Genomic DNA, 15185 nt, shown 5'->3' with positions numbered 1-15185 from the left:
TCAAGGCGCTGCCGGTGGTGGACCGCGCGCGGCGCGTGGTCGGCATCGTGACGCTGGCGGACTTCCTGCGCGGCGCCTCGCTCGACCTGCACGCGGACTGGGCGACCCGGCTGCGACAGCTGATCCGTCCGACGCCCTCGACGCACAGCGACAAGGCGGAGGTCGTGGGCCAGATCATGAGCCGACAGGTGCAGGTGGCCAGCGCGGACCGCCCGCTGGCGGACCTGGTGCCGCTGTTCGCGGCCACCGGGCACCACCACATCCCCATCGTCGGCGACGAGGCGCGGCTGGTCGGGATCCTGACGCAGTCCGACCTGGTCGCGGCGCTGGCCCGGGTGGATCGCCTGTAGGCCGCCGGGCCACGGGCGGCGGCGCGGACGCCGACCGCCTGGCGCGGCGATCCGTACAGGTCCCGCTCAGGTTCGCTCGGTATGCTGCGGCCGCTCCGTTTTCCTGGATGCCGTGCCGATGGACATCGACCCCGAAGAACTGATCGAGAACGCCCGCCAGGCCGTGGACCGGCCCGAGGCCGCCGCGCGCCCGTCGCGGCTCAATGCCGTCGTGGCGGTGACCGTCGCGCTGCTGGCGACCTTCATGGGCATCTGCAAGGTCAAGGACGACAACATCAACCAGAACATGCAGCAGGCGCAGGCCGACAAGATCGACCACTGGGCCTTCTACCAGGCGCGCAACGCCCGCGAGGAGATCGCCAAGGCGGCGCTGACGCAGCTGAAGCTGCAGGCGCTCGGCGCGCCGGAGTCGGCCGCCGACGGCTACCGGCAGGCGATCGCGCATTACGAGACGCTGGCGGCCGAGCAGTCGGCCAAGAAGGACGAACTGCGCAAGCAGGCCGAGGCCGACCAGCAGCGCTACGACGCGCTCAACTTCCGCGACGACCAGTTCGACCTGTCCGATGCCCTGCTGGCCATCGCGATCGCGCTGCTGGCGATCACGGCGCTCACGCAGATGTGGGCACTCTTCGCGGTGGCCATGGTGCCGACGGTGTTCGGCGTGCTGATGGGCTTGGCGGGCCTGGGCGGCTGGCCGCTGCATCCGGATCTGATCGTCCAGCTGCTGTCCTGAGCCGCGCGCCGGGCTGGACGTGGGAACGGGCGCACCAGGCGCCCGTTTGCCATGGGATCGCGACCGCGGCGCTCAGCGCAGCGCCAGGTCCAGCACCGTGCCCGCGAAGATCGCGAAGCCGACCCAGTGGTTCTCGCGGAAGGCCTTGAAGCAGCCGTCACGGCCGCGGTCCTTGATCAGCGTGTAGTGCCAGACCACCTGCGCCGCCGCGGCGGCCAGGCCGGCCAGGAACCAGTGGCCCATGCCCAGGCGCAGGCCCAGCGCGGCCCACAGCGCGAGGAAGACGACGTAGAAGGCCATCACCCCGATGACGTCGAAGCGGCCCAGCGTCAGCGCGGAGGTCTTGATGCCGATGCGGATGTCGTCGTCGCGGTCGACCATCGCGTATTCGGTGTCGTAGGCCAGCACCCAGAACAAGTTGGCGGCGAGCAGTCCCCAGGCCGACAGCGGCACCGAGGCGGCGATCGCCTGCAGGCTCCACTCGCGCCCGCCCAGCGCCGCGGAGAAGGCCATCGGGATGCCGAAGGAGAACGCGACGCCCAGCACGGCCTGCGGCATCGAGACCCAGCGTTTGGTGAACGGATAGAGGATGGTCACCGCGAGCGCGGCGAAGGACAGCAGGATGGTGGGCGGGTTGGTTGTCAGCACCAGGCCGAAGGCGACCAGCGACAGCACCGCGCCGAGCACCAGGGCTTCCTTCACCGACACCAGCCCGGCGGTGACGGGCCGCTGGGCGGTGCGCTTGACGTGCTTGTCGAAGTCGCGGTCGGCGACGTCGTTGACGGCGCAGCCGGCGCTGCGCATCAGGAAGGTGCCGATCGTGAAGATCAGCAGCAGGTGCCAGCCCGGCCAGCCGTCGGCGGCCATCCACAGCGCGGAGAGCGTCGGCCACAGCAGCAGGTAGGTGCCGGCCGGCCGATCCCAGCGGATCAGGTTCAGGTAGAGCGACAGACGCGACGGCGCGGCGGGGGAGGGGGCGGCGGGAGTCATGGCGGGGATTGTCGCGCTGCGGGCCGCACGCGTTGCGCGTAGTGCTCATGGCAGCTTGCGGCGAAGCTCGGCGCTTTAGCGTGCCAGGCTATGGAGGTCCTTAGAAGTTCAGCTCCTCGAGTTCCGCCTGCGTGAGGCTACGAACTCGGCGGCGCTGATCCTCGCGTTGCTGTTGCAAGAGGGCGGGATCGCTCTCGGCCAGAAGCTCGACCAACGTCATCCCTGGCGCTATCGCATCCAGATAGCGCAACAACTGGCCCATTGCCAGCCCCGGCTCGCCCCGTTCGATGCGGTAAGCCGTGTTGCGCGATAGACCGGCGCGAATTGCGGCATCCGCCTGCTTGATCTGGCGCGCTACCCGCAGCCGCGCCAGGAGATCGCTCAGTTGAGCGCACTCGGATTGCAGATGGACTGGCAGGGCGGAGAGCTGATGAACTTTCATGCTCGTCAAATCGAGCCTTATCTCGATAACGCTCGATTTAACGAGCATTCCCCGGCCTGCGGAACCGCTCCACCAGCGCCCCCGCCTCGCCCACCAGCCCGCGGCGGAAGGCCAGCACGCACAGGATGAAGATCAGCCCGGTCACTAGGCTGACGGACTCGCCCAGGCCGGTGAACCACTGGATCCCCGTCACGCCGGCCAGCCACTGGCCCAGGTCGCCGATCTTGTTCTCCAGCGCGATGATCACCAGCGCGCCCACGATCGGCCCCACCATCGTTCCCATGCCGCCCACCAGCGTCATCAGGATCACCAGGCCCGAGGTCGTCCAGATCGCGTCGGTCAGCGTCGCGAAACCCAGCACCAGCGTCTTGGTCGCGCCCGCCAGCCCCGCCAGCCCCGCCGACAGCACGAAGGCCATCAGCTTGAAGCGCGCCGCGTCGTAACCCAGCGAGGTCGCCCGCGCCTCGTTCTCCCGGATCGAGGTCAGCACCTGCCCGAACGGCGAATGCACCGTCCGGTAGATCAGCCAGAAGCCGAACACGAAGATCGCCAGCACCAGGTAGTACAGCGCGGTGTCGTTCTCCAGGTTGATGCCCAGGACGCTGCCGCGCGGCACCGACTGCAGGCCGTCCTCGCCGCCGGTGAACGGCGCCTGCAGGAAGTAGAAGAACAGCATCTGCGCCAGCGCCAGCGTGATCATCGAGAAGTAGATGCCCGAGCGCCGGATCGCCAGCAGCCCGAACACCAGCCCCGCCAGCGCCGCCATCAGCGTGCCGAAGGCGATGCCCAGCAGCGGCGGGAAGCCCCACACCTTCAGCGCATGCCCGGCGGCGTAGGCCGCCGCGCCCAGGAAGGCGGCATGGCCGAAGCTCAGCAGCCCGGTGAAGCCGATCAGCAGGTTGAAGGCGCATGCGAACAGCGCATAGCACATCACCTTCATCGCGAAGATCGGATACACGCCCAGGAAGGGCAGCAGCGCGATGGCGACGAACAGGGCGGCGTAGCCCAGCGGTTTCTTGTTCATTTCTCTTTGCCGAACAGGCCGGCGGGACGCACCAGCAGCACCAGGGCCATGATGACGAACACCACGGTGTTGGAGGCTTCCGGATAGAAGACCTTGGTCAGGCCCTCGATCACGCCCAGCCCCAGGCCGGTCAGGATCGAGCCCAGGATGGAGCCCATGCCCCCGATCACCACCACCGCGAAGACGACGATGATCAGGTTGGAGCCCATCAGCGAATTCACCTGCAGGATCGGCGCCGCGAGCACGCCCGCGAAGCCCGCCAGCGCCACGCCGCCGGCGTAGGTCAGCGTCACCAGCCGCGGCACGTTGACGCCGAAGGCCTGCACCAGCTTCGGGTTCTCGGTGCCGGCGCGCAGCGTCGCGCCCAGCGAGGTCTTCTCGATCAGCACCCACACGCCCAGGCACACCACCAGCGAGGCGACGACCACCCAGGCCCGGTAGTTCGGCAGGATCATGAAGCCCAGGTTGGTGGCGCCCTGCAGCGCCTCGGGCGCCGAGTAGGGCTGCCCGCCCACGCCGAAGAAGGAGCGGAAGACGCCCTCGATCACCAGCGTCAGCCCGAAGGTCAGCAGCAGGCCGTAGAGGTGGTCCAGCTTGTAGAGCCACTGCAGCAGCAGCCGCTCGATGACCAGGCCGAAGGCGCCCACGATCAGCGGCGCGATCAGCAGCATCGCCCAGTAGTTGATGCCGAAGTACTCCAGCCCCATCCACGCCAGGAACGCGCCCATCATGTAGAGCGCGCCGTGGGCGAAGTTGATGATGTTCAGCATGCCGAAGATGACGGCCAGCCCCAGCGACAGCATCGCGTAGAACGAGCCGTTCACCAGCCCCAGCAGCAGCTGGCCCAGCAGCGCGGGCAGGGGGACACCAAAGAAGTCGGTCATGCGTCGTCGCTCATCGTCATCGTCTTGGACATCGCGGCGGACCGGCGCGTGCGCGGCCAGGCCGCGCGACGCGCCAGCGCCGGTTCAGCTCACTTCTTGACCAGCGGGCACTTGGAGTCGGCCAGCTTGGTGAAGGCGTCGTCGCCCGGGATGCGGGTCACGACCTTGAAGTAGTCCCAGGGCTCGGTGGACTCCTTGGCCGACTTCACCTGCAGCAGGAACATGTCGTGCACGCCGCGGCCGTCTTCCTTGCGGATCGTGCCCTTGGTGTAGAAGTCGTTGATCGGCGTGGCCTTCATCTGGGCCACCACCTTGTCGCCGTCGTCGGTCTTGATGGCCTCCACCGCCTTCAGGTAGTGCGCCACCGCCGAGTAGTCCGCCGCCTGCAGCGACGAGGGCATGCGCTTCATCTTCTCGAAGAAGCGGCGCGCCCAGGCGCGTGCCTCGGGGCTCTGGTTCCAGTACCAGCTGTCGGTCAGGTACATGCCCTCGGTGGTCTTCAGGCCCAGCGAATGCACGTCGTTGATGAACATCAGCAGGCCGGCCAGCTTCATCGTCTTGGTGATGCCGAACTCGTTGGCCGCCTTGACCGCGTTGATGGTGTCGCCACCCGCGTTGGCCAGGCCCAGGATCTGGGCCTTGGAGCTCTGCGCCTGCAGCAGGAAGGAGGAGAAGTCGCTCGCGTTCAGCGGGTGCTTCACCGCGCCCAGCACCTGGCCGCCGGACTTGGTCACCACCGCCGAGGTGTCGGCCTGCAGCGAGGTGCCGAAGGCGTAGTCCGCCGTCAGGAAGTACCAGCTCTTGCCGCCGGCCTTGGTCACCGCCGCGCCCGTGCCGTTGGCCAGGGCCACCGTGTCGTAGGCGTAGTGGATGGTGTAGGGCGTGCATTCCTCGTTGGTCAGGCGCGAGGTGCCGGCGCCGATCGAGATGAAGGGCTTCTTCTTCTCCGCCGCCACCTTGGCCATCGCCAGGCTGGTGCCGGAGTTGGTGCCGCCGATCAGCAGGTCCAGGCCTTGCGTGTCGAACCACTCGCGCGCCTTGGACGCGGCCACGTCGGCCTTGTTCTGGTGGTCGGCGAAGACCAGCTCGATCTTCTTGCCGGCGGCCATGCCCTTGGCATCCGCGATCGCGAGACGGATCGCCTCCACGCCGCCGGCGCCGTCGATGTCCGCGTAGACGCTGGACATGTCGGTGATGATGCCGATCCTGACCACGTCGCCGGAAATCTGCGCCTGCGCGCCGAAGCTGCCGCAGGCCAGCACCGAGGCCAGGGCAAGGGTCTTGAGGGTCGTCTTCATCGCTTGTCTCCTTTTCTAACGGCCTCGTCGGGCCACGCGGGTTTCAGACTCGAAGCTCGAAATCAACGGTGGCGGTCACGCGGTGACCGCACGGGGATTCACACGCTCAGCAGCTCGTCGAGCAGCGCGCGCTTGCTCTCGAGCTGCGCGGCGGCGAAGGACTCGACCACCTGGCCGTGCTCCATCACGACGAAGTGGTCCGCCAGCGGCGCGGCGAAGCGGAAGTTCTGCTCCACCATCACGATGGTGAAGCCCTGCGCCTTGAGCGCGGTGATCATGCGGGCCAGCGCCTGGACGATGACCGGGGCCAGGCCCTCGGAGATCTCGTCCAGCAGCAGGATGTCGGCGCCGGTGCGCAGGATGCGGGCCACGGCCAGCATCTGCTGCTCGCCGCCGGACAGCCGCGTGCCCTGGCTGTGCCGGCGCTCGGCGAGGTTGGGGAACATCGCGTAGATCTCGTCCTCGGACATGACCTTGCCGCGCCCGCCCTTGAGCGTCGGCGGCAGGCGCAGGTTCTCCTCGGTGCTGAGCGAGGCGAAGATGCCGCGCTCCTCCGGGCAGTAGCCCAGGCCCAGGCGCGCGATGCGGTGCGTGGGCAGCTGCACGGTTTCCTGGCCGTGGACCTTGATCGAGCCGCTGCGGCGGTCGGTCAGGCCCATGATGGCGCGCAGCGTCGTCGTGCGGCCGGCGCCGTTGCGGCCCAGCAGGGTCAACACCTGGCCCTGCGGCACGGCCAGGTCGATGCCGTGCAGGATGTGGCTTTCGCCGTACCAGGCCTGCAGGCCCTTGATCTCGAGCGCGTAAGCCATCAATGGGCTCCCTGCAGCTCGGCGGCCTCGGAGCCCATGTAGGCCTCGAGCACCTTCGGATGGCGGGAGACGCTGGCGTAGTCGCCCTCGGCCAGCACGGCGCCGCGCGCCAGCACGGTGATGCGGTCGGCGATGCTGCTGATCACCTTCATGTTGTGTTCCACCATCAGCACGGTGCGGCCCTCGGCGACGCGCTTGATCAGCGCGGTGACGCGGTCCACGTCCTCGTGGCCCATGCCCTGCGTCGGCTCATCGAGCAGCATCAGCTCCGGCTCCATCGCCATCGTCGTGGCGATCTCCAGCGCCCGCTTGCGGCCGTAGGGCAGGTCGGCGGCGCGCAGCGCGGCCATGTCGCGCAGGTCGACGAGCTCCAGCAGCTCCAGCGCGCGGCCGTCCAGCTGGCGCAGGCCGCCCAGGCCCTTCCAGAAGTGATAGCTCGTGCCGGTGAAGCGCTGCAGCCCGATGCGCACGTTCTCCAGCACCGTCAGGTGGGGGAACACGGCCGAGATCTGGAAGGAGCGGATCACGCCGCGGCGGGCGATCTGGGCGGGCTTCTCGCCGGTGATGTCGTGGCCGTTGAAGAGGATCTGGCCGCGGGTGGGCGTCAGGAACTTCGTGAGCAGGTTGAAGCAGGTGGTCTTGCCGGCGCCATTGGGGCCGATCAACGCATGGATGTGACCGCGCTGCACTTGCAGGTCGACGGAGTCCACGGCGGTGAAGCCCTTGAACTCCTTGGTCAGTTTGCGTGTCTCCAGGATGAGGGTGCTCATCGGCGCAAGGTGGGCGCCGGGGTGCGGAGCCTCTGTAGTGGAGCCAGGAATTTAGGGCCCCGGCGGGCGCCCTCGACAGCGTAAAACCCTTTACGCAGCATTGCGCAAGGGCTAACCCGGGGGCCTTCGTCAAGGGCGCGCCCGGCAGGTTCGGATCACGCAACAGGCGTCTTTCACGAGGCTGACGAGCGGGGGCCAGGACGTGCCACAACGGCGGCACAGCGAACGCGTGTCACCGGAATCTCCTGCGGGGGAGCGGTGCTTCTTCCGATCGGGGAGCGCACGCCGCGGGCCGCGTGGCTATGCTGCGCGCCTGCTCGAACGCAGGACATCCTCGAGGCGCGCCGGACGCGCCTCGCGACACGACATGACAAGCACAGGAGGTTCCTCATGACCCGTTCCGGAAAGTTCGCCGCCCTCGGTCTCGCGCTCGCGCTGGCCGCGGCGGGCGTGCAGGCGGCGGCCCCGCAGGTGAAGACCCAGGCGCCGGGCTACTACCGCCTGATGCTGGGCGATTTCGAAGTCACCGCCCTCAGCGACGGCACCGTCGACCTGCCGGTGGACCAGCTGATGGACAAGGCCAAGCCCGGCAGCGTCGTGAAGGCGCTGAACAAGCAGTTCCTGAAGCCGCCGGTGGAGACCTCGATCAATGGCTACCTGATCAACACCGGCACCAAGCTGGTGCTGATCGACACCGGTGCCAATGGCGCCTTCGGTCCGACCACCGGCAAGCTGCTCGCCAACCTGAAGGCGGCGGGCTACCAGCCCGAGCAGGTCGACGAGGTCTACATCACCCACCTGCATCCCGACCATGCGGCGGGGCTGAGCAAGGACGGCCAGGCGCTGTTCCCGAACGCGGTGGTGCGGATGGACCAGCACGATGCCGACTACTGGCTGAACCTGGACAACGCCGCCAAGGCGCCGGCCGGGCACAAGGACTTCTTCGCCGCCGCGATCGCGGCGCTCAAGCCCTACAAGGACGCGGGCCGGCTCAAGCCGTTCAGCGGCGAGACCGAGCTGGTGCCGGGCGTGCGCACGCACGCGGCCTACGGCCACACGCCGGGCCACACGGTCTACATGGTCGAGAGCCAGGGCCAGAAGCTGGCGGTGTGGGGCGATCTGATGCACGTCGCCGCCGTGCAGTTCCCGGACCCGTCGGTGACGATCGCCTTCGACACCGATTCGAAGGCGGCGATGCCGCAGCGCAAGCTGGCCTACGCCGATGCGGCGAAGCAGGGCTACTGGGTGGCGATCGCGCATGTGTCCTTCCCCGGCATCGGCCACGTGGCCGCCGACGGCAAGGGCTATCGCTGGGTGCCGGTGAACTACAGCGTCAAGCCTTGAGGGGCAGGGCGACGGCGGGCGGGCCGCATGCTCGAGTCGCTCGGCTGCTCGCCGACGACGCCCACCGACGCCCTCAATCGAAATACTGCTGCCGCAGGCGCTCGTAGCGCCCATCCCGCCTGAGGCGGTCCAGCGCGACCTGCAGCCGCCGCGCGACCGCCGGGTCGCTGTCGGCGGGCAGGCCGAACCAGTAGGCCTTGTCCACGTCCATCGACAGCACCGGCGTGAGCGTCGAGTACGGCAGCTTCAGCTCCCGCAGGTGCCAGGCAGCGGCCCAGTCCAGCATGACGATCAGGTCCATGCGGCCGGCGAGCAGCTTGCGCAGGTTGGTGGCGTCGTCCAGGCCCAGTTCCAGCTCCTGCTCCGGCCGCAGGCCGTCCGCCAGCAGCTGACGGGCGGCGGCCGAGTCCCGCGACACCCCCAGCCGCAGCCCGTTGAGCTGCTTGAGGCTGGCCGGGCGCACGTCCGTGCGGTGGCGCAGCCGGTACACGAGGATCCGGCGCGGACTGATCGGGCCGACCCAGCGGTATTGGTGTTCGCGCTCTGGCGTGCGCACCAGCGAGAACAGCACGCTGTCGGCGCGCCGCGCCGCTTCCTGCACCGAGCGCTGCCAGGGCAGCACCTCGATGCGCAACCGCACACCGGCCTCGGCGCTCATCAGACGCAGCAGCTCGGTGCTGAAGCCGCTCGCCTCGCCCGCTTCGGCGTAGTTCAGCGGCGGCAGGTTCTCGGTGAAGGCGACCAGCTCGCGCGGCGCGTCCTGGACCGCGCTGGCCGGCACCTGCGCGGCGATCGCCGTCGGCATCGCGCCCGCGATCAGGCCCGCCGCCAGCAGGAGGCAGCTCAGACGGCGCTCCTGCAGGGGCTCGATCACGTTCGGCATCGGCGCAGTGTAGGAAGCGGTGATGACACGGCGCCAACGGGGCGCCCGGTGAAACGTCAACAAGGTCACGGCATCAAGCCCGGGGAAGCCCTTTCCCTCCGAAGAGGGGAACGGCGTGCAGGCGCGCGCCCGTCGGCGCGGCGACGGCTATCCTGCGCGCCGCCGCGAAGTCGCCAGGATCGGCGCCGCGCTACGTTTCCCAGGGAGAACACCACATGAAGACGCTTCGGGTCGCCGCGATGGCCGCCCTGATGGCCACCGGGGCCACCTCCGCCACCTCGACCATGGCCGCCACCGCCGCCGAATTGGGCGAGCCGCTCGTTTATGCCTCGATCGCCGTGGGCGGTGTCGACGGCAGCCATGAGTCCTACAAGCGCGACGGCAGCCAGCTGTCGATCGGTTATGGGCTGGGTTATCGCTTCAATGCCAACTACAGCGTCGAGCTGTATTCACGCAGCCTGGAGTTCAAGATCTTCGGCCCGCGCCGCGACTTCGAATATCCGGACTCGCATGTCGGCATCGCGGCCGTGGGCCGCTATCCGCTGGCGCGGATGTTCAGCCTGACCGGTCGCGTCGGCATCGGCCGCACCAAGATGTCCCGCGACGACGGCGTGAACCCGAGCGACAAGACCACCGTGACCGCCGGCGTCGGCGCCGCGCTGGAGTTCGGCCGCCACGTCGCGCTGACCGCGGGCTACGAGCGCTTCTCCGGCATCAACACCGGCCTGTGGCTGGTGGGCTGGCAGCTGGCGTACTGAGCCACCGGTCGCCGGGGCGCCGCAGCGCCGGCCCCCGGTCCACCCCGCGCCGTCTCAGGCGTCCATCTGCTTCTGGAAGACCAGGCCCGCGTGCTCGCGCAGCGCGTGGAACTTGATCTTGGGCCAGTTCTCCTGCATCGCGCGCAGTTCGCCGGCGTACTCGAGCAGCACTGTGGGCGCGTTGACCGCGTCCCAGGCGACGCGGTGGGCGTTGTGGTCGATGAAGCGGCGCAGCTCCTTCTCGCCGCCGTCGGCCTCGTCGCAGGTCACCCAGCGCGCGACGTTGTAGCGCGCCGGCGTGATGCGGGCCTTGACGCCGTACTCGTGTTCCAGGCGGTGCGCGACGACTTCGAACTGCAGCTGGCCGACCGCGCCCAGCAGCAGCACGCTGCCGGCCTCGGGGCGGAAGACCTGGATCGCGCCTTCCTCGCCGAGCTGGCGCAGACCCTCGCGCAGCTGCTTGGTCTTGAGCGGGTCCGCCACCTCGACCGAGCGGAACATTTCCGGCGCGAAGAAGGGCAGGCCGGTGTACTGCAGCGCCTCCCCCTCGGTGATGGTGTCGCCCAGCTGCAGCACGCCGTGGTTGGGGATGCCGATGATGTCGCCGGCAAAGGCCTCGTCCAGCAGCTCGCGGCGCTGCGACAGGAAGCTCACCACCGTGTTGGGCCGCAGCTCCTTGCCCGAGCGCACGACCTTGAGCCGCATGCCGCGCTCGAAGTGGCCCGAGGCCACGCGCAGGAACGCGATCCGGTCCCGGTGCGCCGGGTCCATGTTGGCCTGGATCTTGAAGACCACGCCGGTGAACTTGGGCTCCTCCGGCTGCACCACGCGCTGCATCGCGGCGCGCTCGGCGGGCGCGGGCGCCAGCTCGACCAGCGCGTCCAGCACTTCCTGCACGCCGAAGTTGTTCACCGCGGAGCCGAAGAACATCGGCGTCTGCCGGCCGGTGAGGAAGGCTTCCTCGTCGAAGGCGGGGGCCGCCTCGTTGACCAGCTCGATCTCGCCCTGCGCGTTCTCGTACTGCATGCCGAAGCGTTCGACATAGGCTGGGTTGTCCAGGCCCTCCAGCACTTCCTCGGTGCCGGCGGCGCGGTCCTCGCCGGGTGAGAACACGCGCATGCGCTGCTGGCGCAGGTCCATCACGCCGTGGAAGTGCTTGCCCATGCCGACCGGCCAGGTGAAGGGCACCACCGTCATGCCCAGCTCGCGCTCGATCTCGTCCATCAGCGCCAGCGGCTCCTGGACCTCGCGGTCCAGCTTGTTGACGAAGGTCAGGATCGGCGTGTTGCGCGCGCGGCAGACCTGCAGCAGGCGGCGGGTCTGCGGCTCCACGCCGTTGGCCGCGTCGATGACCATCAGCGCCGCGTCGACGGCGGTCAGCACGCGGTAGGTGTCTTCCGAGAAGTCCTGGTGGCCCGGGGTGTCCAGCAGGTTGATGACGCAGTCGCGGTATTCCATCTGCATCACCGACGAGGCCACCGAGATGCCGCGCTGCTTTTCGATCTCCATCCAGTCGGAGGTCGCGTGGCGCGAGGCCTTGCGCGCCTTCACCGAGCCCGCGATCTGGATCGCGCCGGAGAACAGCAGCAGCTTTTCCGTCAGCGTGGTCTTGCCCGCGTCAGGGTGCGAAATGATGGCGAAAGTGCGGCGGCGGCGCACTTCGGACTGGATACGGCTGGGCTGATCGGTGGACATGACGGCTCTTGGGCGGCGAACCTGCGATTATCGGGGTTCTTCCCTGCCGCGACCCGGCGCTCAGTCCGGCGTCATGAACGGCCGCACCCGCGCCAGCAAGCGCTCCACGTAGTCCGCCTTCTCGCCGACGGGCGCGGCGTAGGTGAGCGCGTCGCGCGTGGCGGCCTCGCCGGCCTTGCTCCACATCAGCCATGCCGCCAGGTATTGCGAGGCCAGGCATCCGCCCGAGGTGGCCACCGGGCCGCGGGCATGGAAGGGTTCGTCGAGCACCCGCACGCCGGCCTCCACCAGCCAGGGCCGGGTGCTCGCATCGGTGCAGGCCGGTGCGTCGCCCAGCAGCCCCAGGCGCGCCACCAGCAGCGCGCCGGAGCACTGCGAGGCGATCAGCTGCCGCGTCGGATCGATCTGCAGCCGGTCCAGCAGCGCCGAGTTCTCCGCGATCGCCCGCGTGTAGATGCCGGAGCCGAACCAGACCGCGTCGGCCTCGTTGGCCCATTCGAGCGGGCGTTTCAGCTGCACGGTGACGCCATTCATCGAGGTCACCGCCGGACCCGGCCCGCACAGCTCGGCGGACCAGCCCTGCGGCTTGAGCCGGTTCAGCAGTCCCAGCGGAAGGAAGCTGTCGATCTCGTTGAAGCCGTCGAAGGAGAGGATGGCGATGCGCATCGGAGGTCCCACCAGGCGATGCGGCCGACTGTAGCGCTCACACCCGCGCCGCCCAAGCCGGTGGGGTTATTGCCGCGGGCTCACTCGCCGGCCAGCAGGCGGAAGGTGTGGCGCGCCATCATGAGTTCCTCGTCGGTGGGGATGACCCAGGCCTCGCAGCGGCTGTCGACGGTGCTGAGGCGGCGTTCGGGCGGGCCGTCGCGGTTGGCGGCCTCCTGCACCGACACCCCCAGCCACAGGCAGCGCGACAGCACCCGGCGGCGGATCTCGGCCGAGTGCTCGCCGATGCCGGCGGTGAACACCAGGCCGTCGAGGCCGCCCATCTCCGCGGCCAGCGCGCCGATCTCGCGGGTGACGCGATGCACGAACACGTCGACCGCGAAGCGCGCCCGCGGCACATCGCTGGCCAGCAGCTGCCGCATGTCGCTGGACACGCCCGACAGCCCCAGCAGCCCGGACTCCTTGTAGAGCAGCGTCTCCAGTTCGCGCGCGTCCATGCGGTGCTCGTCCATCAGGTAGAGCAGCACGCCCGGGTCGACGGCGCCGCTGCGCGTGCCCATCGGCAGTCCGTCGACGGCGGTGAAGCCCATGCTGCTGGCGATGCTGCGCCCGCGATGCAGCGCACAGGCGCTTGCGCCGTTGCCCAGGTGCAGGACGACGACGCGCCCGTCCGCCAGCCGCGGCGACAGCGCCGGCAGCCGCGACGCGATGTACTCGTAGCTCAGCCCATGGAAGCCGTAGCGCCGCACGCCGGCCTCGAACAGCGCATACGGCAGCGCGAAGGCATCGGCGACGTCGGACTGGCCGCGGTGGAAGGCGGTGTCGAAGCAGGCCACCTGCGGCAGGCCGGGCAGGGCGGCGAAGGCGCGGCGGATCGGCGCCAGGTTGTGCGGCTGATGCAGCGGCGCCAGCGGGACCAGCGTCTCCAGCTGGCCGAGCACCGCCGGCGTCACTACCACCGGTTCCTGGAAGGCCGTGCCGCCGTGCACGACGCGGTGCCCGATGCCCAGCATCGAGAGGCCCGGGAATTCGTGCCGGACGAACTCGACCAGGTGCTCGAGCGCCCCCTCGTGGCCGAGCCGCTCGCCGACCGGCCAGTCGCGCGAGCCCGCCTTCGTGCCGTCGGCATGGGCGGCTTCGAAATGCGGCGTCGCGGTGCCCAGGCCCTCGACCTGCGCGCGCAACTCCAGCCGCAGGGGGCCCTGCCGGCGATCGTCGTGCAGCGAAAACATCGACAGCTTGATGCTGGACGAGCCGGCGTTGACGACCGCGATGAACTCTCCTTCCAGCCTTGGACCCATCGCTCACCCCTTCATGAGGGCCGCCGCCGATGCCAGACATCTGCCCGTTTCCGGCACCGCCGCGCGACCCCGCGTCGCTTGATTTGTTGCAGCGCAGCATGCATCATCGACCGCGACTCGTCGTGAAAGCCCGAGGAACAAACAGGGTCAAGCGCGCGGCGGGTCGGGGCGTCGGAAAACTTGTCCGAACGCGCGGCGACAACGGGACGCCGCGCCGTCTGCAGCACAGGGAGCCAGCCAGTGATCACCTCGTTCCGAAGCGCCGGCGGGCCGGCCGGCCAGGCGCCGTCATCGGTGCCGTCCATCGCGCCGTCCATCGCGCATCCCCCCAGCGCCCATCCCCATTACGACCGCCTCATCGAGGCCGTGCGGCACCTGCCGCCGCTGCGCATGGCCGTCGTGCATCCATGCAGCGATGTGGCACTGCTGGCGGCGACCGAGGCCGCCTCGCTCGGGCTGATCGAGCCGGTGCTGATCGGCCCGGCGGGCAAGGTCTCGGAGGCCGCGGCGGCGGCCGGCGTGGATCTCGCGCGCTTCACCCTGTTCGACGTCCCGCACAGCCACGCGGCCGCCGAGATGGCGGTGACGATGGCGCTCAAGGGCAGCGTGGACGCGCTGATGAAGGGCAGCCTCCATACCGACGAACTGATGGGCGCCGTCGTGCGCCGCGAGGGTGGGCTGCGCACCGCCCGGCGCATCAGCCATTGTTTCGTGATGGACGTGCCGGGGCATCCCCAGCCGCTGATCATCTCGGACGCGGCGATCAACATCGAGCCGACGCTGGAGGAGAAGGTCGACATCGTCCAGAACGCGATCGACCTGGCGCATGCGCTGCGACTGCCGAGGTGCGTGTGGCGCTGCTCTCGTCGATGGAGACGGTGAATCCGAAGGTGCCGTCGACGATCGACGCCGCGGCGCTGTGCAAGATGGCCGACCGCGGACAGATCACCGGCGCGGTGCTGGACGGCCCGCTCGCGATGGACAACGCCATCGATCCGGAGGCGGCCCGCATCAAGGGCATCGTGTCGCCGGTGGCGGGCCGCGCCAACGTGCTGATCGTGCCGGACCTGGACGCCGGCAACATGCTGGCCAAGAGCCTGAGCTTCCTGGCGCAGGCCTACGCGGCGGGCGTGGTGCTGGGCGCGAAGGTGCCCATCGTGCTGACCAGCCGCGCCGATTCGCGCACCGCGCGGCTGGCGTCCTGCGCGCTGGCCTCGATGCTGGCCGAGGCCGCCGCG

General features: G+C 69.4%; 15 protein-coding genes and 1 pseudogene. 5 read left to right on the top strand and 11 right to left on the bottom strand.

All coding sequences use genetic code 11. The annotated features are described in order from the left end of the window. On the top strand, positions 1-350 hold a 350-nt coding region (locus FUT87_RS02620; RefSeq protein WP_147239984.1), incomplete at its 5' end, for a CBS domain-containing protein. A 118-nt stretch (positions 351-468) separates the two neighbouring features. Continuing rightward, a complete protein-coding gene (locus FUT87_RS02615) occupies positions 469-1083 on the top strand; it encodes a DUF4337 domain-containing protein (RefSeq protein ID WP_147239983.1) in 615 nt (204 codons plus the stop codon). A gap of 72 nt (positions 1084-1155) precedes the next feature. Here the strand turns inward: FUT87_RS02615 and ubiA are convergent, their stop codons facing one another. The 7 genes from ubiA to FUT87_RS02580 all read right to left on the bottom strand — a co-directional run bounded on the left by ubiA (position 1156) and on the right by FUT87_RS02580 (position 7300). Further along, positions 1156-2073 (bottom strand): 4-hydroxybenzoate octaprenyltransferase, encoded by a 918-nt coding sequence (gene ubiA, locus FUT87_RS02610; protein ID WP_147239982.1) that lies wholly within the window; start codon positions 2071-2073, stop codon positions 1156-1158. A gap of 100 nt (positions 2074-2173) precedes the next feature. Beyond that, on the bottom strand, positions 2174-2515 hold the full coding sequence (locus FUT87_RS02605; RefSeq protein ID WP_147239981.1) for a helix-turn-helix domain-containing protein: 342 nt from the start codon (positions 2513-2515) through the stop codon (positions 2174-2176). 37 nt (positions 2516-2552) lie between these two features. Beyond that, complete coding sequence (locus FUT87_RS02600) at positions 2553-3539, bottom strand: branched-chain amino acid ABC transporter permease (protein ID WP_147239980.1); 987 nt, start codon at positions 3537-3539, stop codon at positions 2553-2555. Beyond that, positions 3536-4423, bottom strand: a complete 888-nt coding sequence (locus FUT87_RS02595; protein ID WP_147239979.1) for a branched-chain amino acid ABC transporter permease — start codon at positions 4421-4423, stop codon at positions 3536-3538. The genes FUT87_RS02600 and FUT87_RS02595 overlap by 4 nt, the downstream gene beginning before the upstream one ends. Positions 4424-4512: 89 nt before the next feature. After that, entirely contained in the window at positions 4513-5721 is a 1209-nt protein-coding gene (locus FUT87_RS02590) for an ABC transporter substrate-binding protein (RefSeq protein WP_091729485.1), read from the bottom strand. Positions 5722-5819: 98 nt separating this feature from the next. Further along, positions 5820-6530, bottom strand: coding sequence for an ABC transporter ATP-binding protein (locus tag FUT87_RS02585; protein WP_091729481.1), 711 nt, complete (start codon positions 6528-6530; stop codon positions 5820-5822). Then, entirely contained in the window at positions 6530-7300 is a 771-nt protein-coding gene (locus FUT87_RS02580) for an ABC transporter ATP-binding protein (RefSeq protein WP_147239978.1), read from the bottom strand. Before FUT87_RS02580 ends, FUT87_RS02585 begins: the two co-directional genes overlap by 1 nt. 390 nt (positions 7301-7690) lie before the next feature. Here FUT87_RS02580 and FUT87_RS02575 point away from each other — a divergent pair, with 390 nt between their 5' ends. Next, the gene (locus tag FUT87_RS02575; protein ID WP_091729474.1) at positions 7691-8644 is read left to right on the top strand and encodes an MBL fold metallo-hydrolase; all 954 of its coding nucleotides are present in this window, start codon (positions 7691-7693) and stop codon (positions 8642-8644) included. 73 nt (positions 8645-8717) lie between these two features. On the opposite strand, the gene FUT87_RS02570 is transcribed toward FUT87_RS02575, so the two are convergent. After that, complete coding sequence (locus tag FUT87_RS02570; RefSeq protein WP_147239977.1) at positions 8718-9527, bottom strand: ABC transporter substrate-binding protein; 810 nt, start codon at positions 9525-9527, stop codon at positions 8718-8720. Positions 9528-9742: 215 nt separating this feature from the next. Here FUT87_RS02570 and FUT87_RS02565 point away from each other — a divergent pair, with 215 nt between their 5' ends. After that, positions 9743-10285 (top strand): outer membrane beta-barrel protein, encoded by a 543-nt coding sequence (locus FUT87_RS02565; RefSeq protein ID WP_091729465.1) that lies wholly within the window; start codon positions 9743-9745, stop codon positions 10283-10285. Between the two features lie 54 nt (positions 10286-10339). Here FUT87_RS02565 and FUT87_RS02560 read toward each other — a convergent pair whose 3' ends face one another. From FUT87_RS02560 to FUT87_RS02550, 3 genes are all read right to left on the bottom strand, one after another. Continuing rightward, a complete protein-coding gene (locus FUT87_RS02560; protein WP_091729462.1) occupies positions 10340-11980 on the bottom strand; it encodes a peptide chain release factor 3 in 1641 nt (546 codons plus the stop codon). 60 nt (positions 11981-12040) lie between these two features. After that, positions 12041-12646, bottom strand: coding sequence for a DJ-1/PfpI family protein (locus FUT87_RS02555; protein ID WP_091729458.1), 606 nt, complete (start codon positions 12644-12646; stop codon positions 12041-12043). An 80-nt stretch (positions 12647-12726) separates the two neighbouring features. Continuing rightward, positions 12727-13947 carry an acetate/propionate family kinase gene (locus FUT87_RS02550; protein WP_147239976.1) on the bottom strand — a complete coding sequence of 407 codons (1221 nt, stop codon included), beginning with the start codon at positions 13945-13947 and terminating at the stop codon, positions 12727-12729. A 303-nt stretch (positions 13948-14250) separates the two neighbouring features. Here FUT87_RS02550 and FUT87_RS02545 point away from each other — a divergent pair. Continuing rightward, a pseudogene (locus tag FUT87_RS02545) lies at positions 14251-15185 on the top strand (phosphate acetyltransferase); the annotation flags it as partial.

The organism is Mitsuaria sp. TWR114, assembly GCF_007997345.1.
This window is presented reverse-complemented; position numbering and strand designations above follow the sequence as displayed.

What these genes read in the sequence shown, in the direction of transcription:
- FUT87_RS02585 (WP_091729481.1), bottom strand. Translation starts at nt 6,530, where the DNA reads ATGGCTTACGCGCTCGAGATCAAGGGCCTGCAGGCCTGGTACGGCGAA.
- FUT87_RS02605 (WP_147239981.1), bottom strand. Translation starts at nt 2,515, where the DNA reads ATGAAAGTTCATCAGCTCTCCGCCCTGCCAGTCCATCTGCAATCCGAG.
- FUT87_RS02590 (WP_091729485.1), bottom strand. Translation starts at nt 5,721, where the DNA reads ATGAAGACGACCCTCAAGACCCTTGCCCTGGCCTCGGTGCTGGCCTGC.
- FUT87_RS02565 (WP_091729465.1), top strand. Translation starts at nt 9,743, where the DNA reads ATGAAGACGCTTCGGGTCGCCGCGATGGCCGCCCTGATGGCCACCGGG.
- FUT87_RS02575 (WP_091729474.1), top strand. Translation starts at nt 7,691, where the DNA reads ATGACCCGTTCCGGAAAGTTCGCCGCCCTCGGTCTCGCGCTCGCGCTG.
- FUT87_RS02615 (WP_147239983.1), top strand. Translation starts at nt 469, where the DNA reads ATGGACATCGACCCCGAAGAACTGATCGAGAACGCCCGCCAGGCCGTG.
- FUT87_RS02595 (WP_147239979.1), bottom strand. Translation starts at nt 4,423, where the DNA reads ATGACCGACTTCTTTGGTGTCCCCCTGCCCGCGCTGCTGGGCCAGCTG.
- FUT87_RS02570 (WP_147239977.1), bottom strand. Translation starts at nt 9,527, where the DNA reads ATGCCGAACGTGATCGAGCCCCTGCAGGAGCGCCGTCTGAGCTGCCTC.
- FUT87_RS02600 (WP_147239980.1), bottom strand. Translation starts at nt 3,539, where the DNA reads ATGAACAAGAAACCGCTGGGCTACGCCGCCCTGTTCGTCGCCATCGCG.
- FUT87_RS02560 (WP_091729462.1), bottom strand. Translation starts at nt 11,980, where the DNA reads ATGTCCACCGATCAGCCCAGCCGTATCCAGTCCGAAGTGCGCCGCCGC.
- ubiA (WP_147239982.1), bottom strand. Translation starts at nt 2,073, where the DNA reads ATGACTCCCGCCGCCCCCTCCCCCGCCGCGCCGTCGCGTCTGTCGCTC.
- FUT87_RS02580 (WP_147239978.1), bottom strand. Translation starts at nt 7,300, where the DNA reads ATGAGCACCCTCATCCTGGAGACACGCAAACTGACCAAGGAGTTCAAG.
- FUT87_RS02555 (WP_091729458.1), bottom strand. Translation starts at nt 12,646, where the DNA reads ATGCGCATCGCCATCCTCTCCTTCGACGGCTTCAACGAGATCGACAGC.
- FUT87_RS02550 (WP_147239976.1), bottom strand. Translation starts at nt 13,947, where the DNA reads ATGGGTCCAAGGCTGGAAGGAGAGTTCATCGCGGTCGTCAACGCCGGC.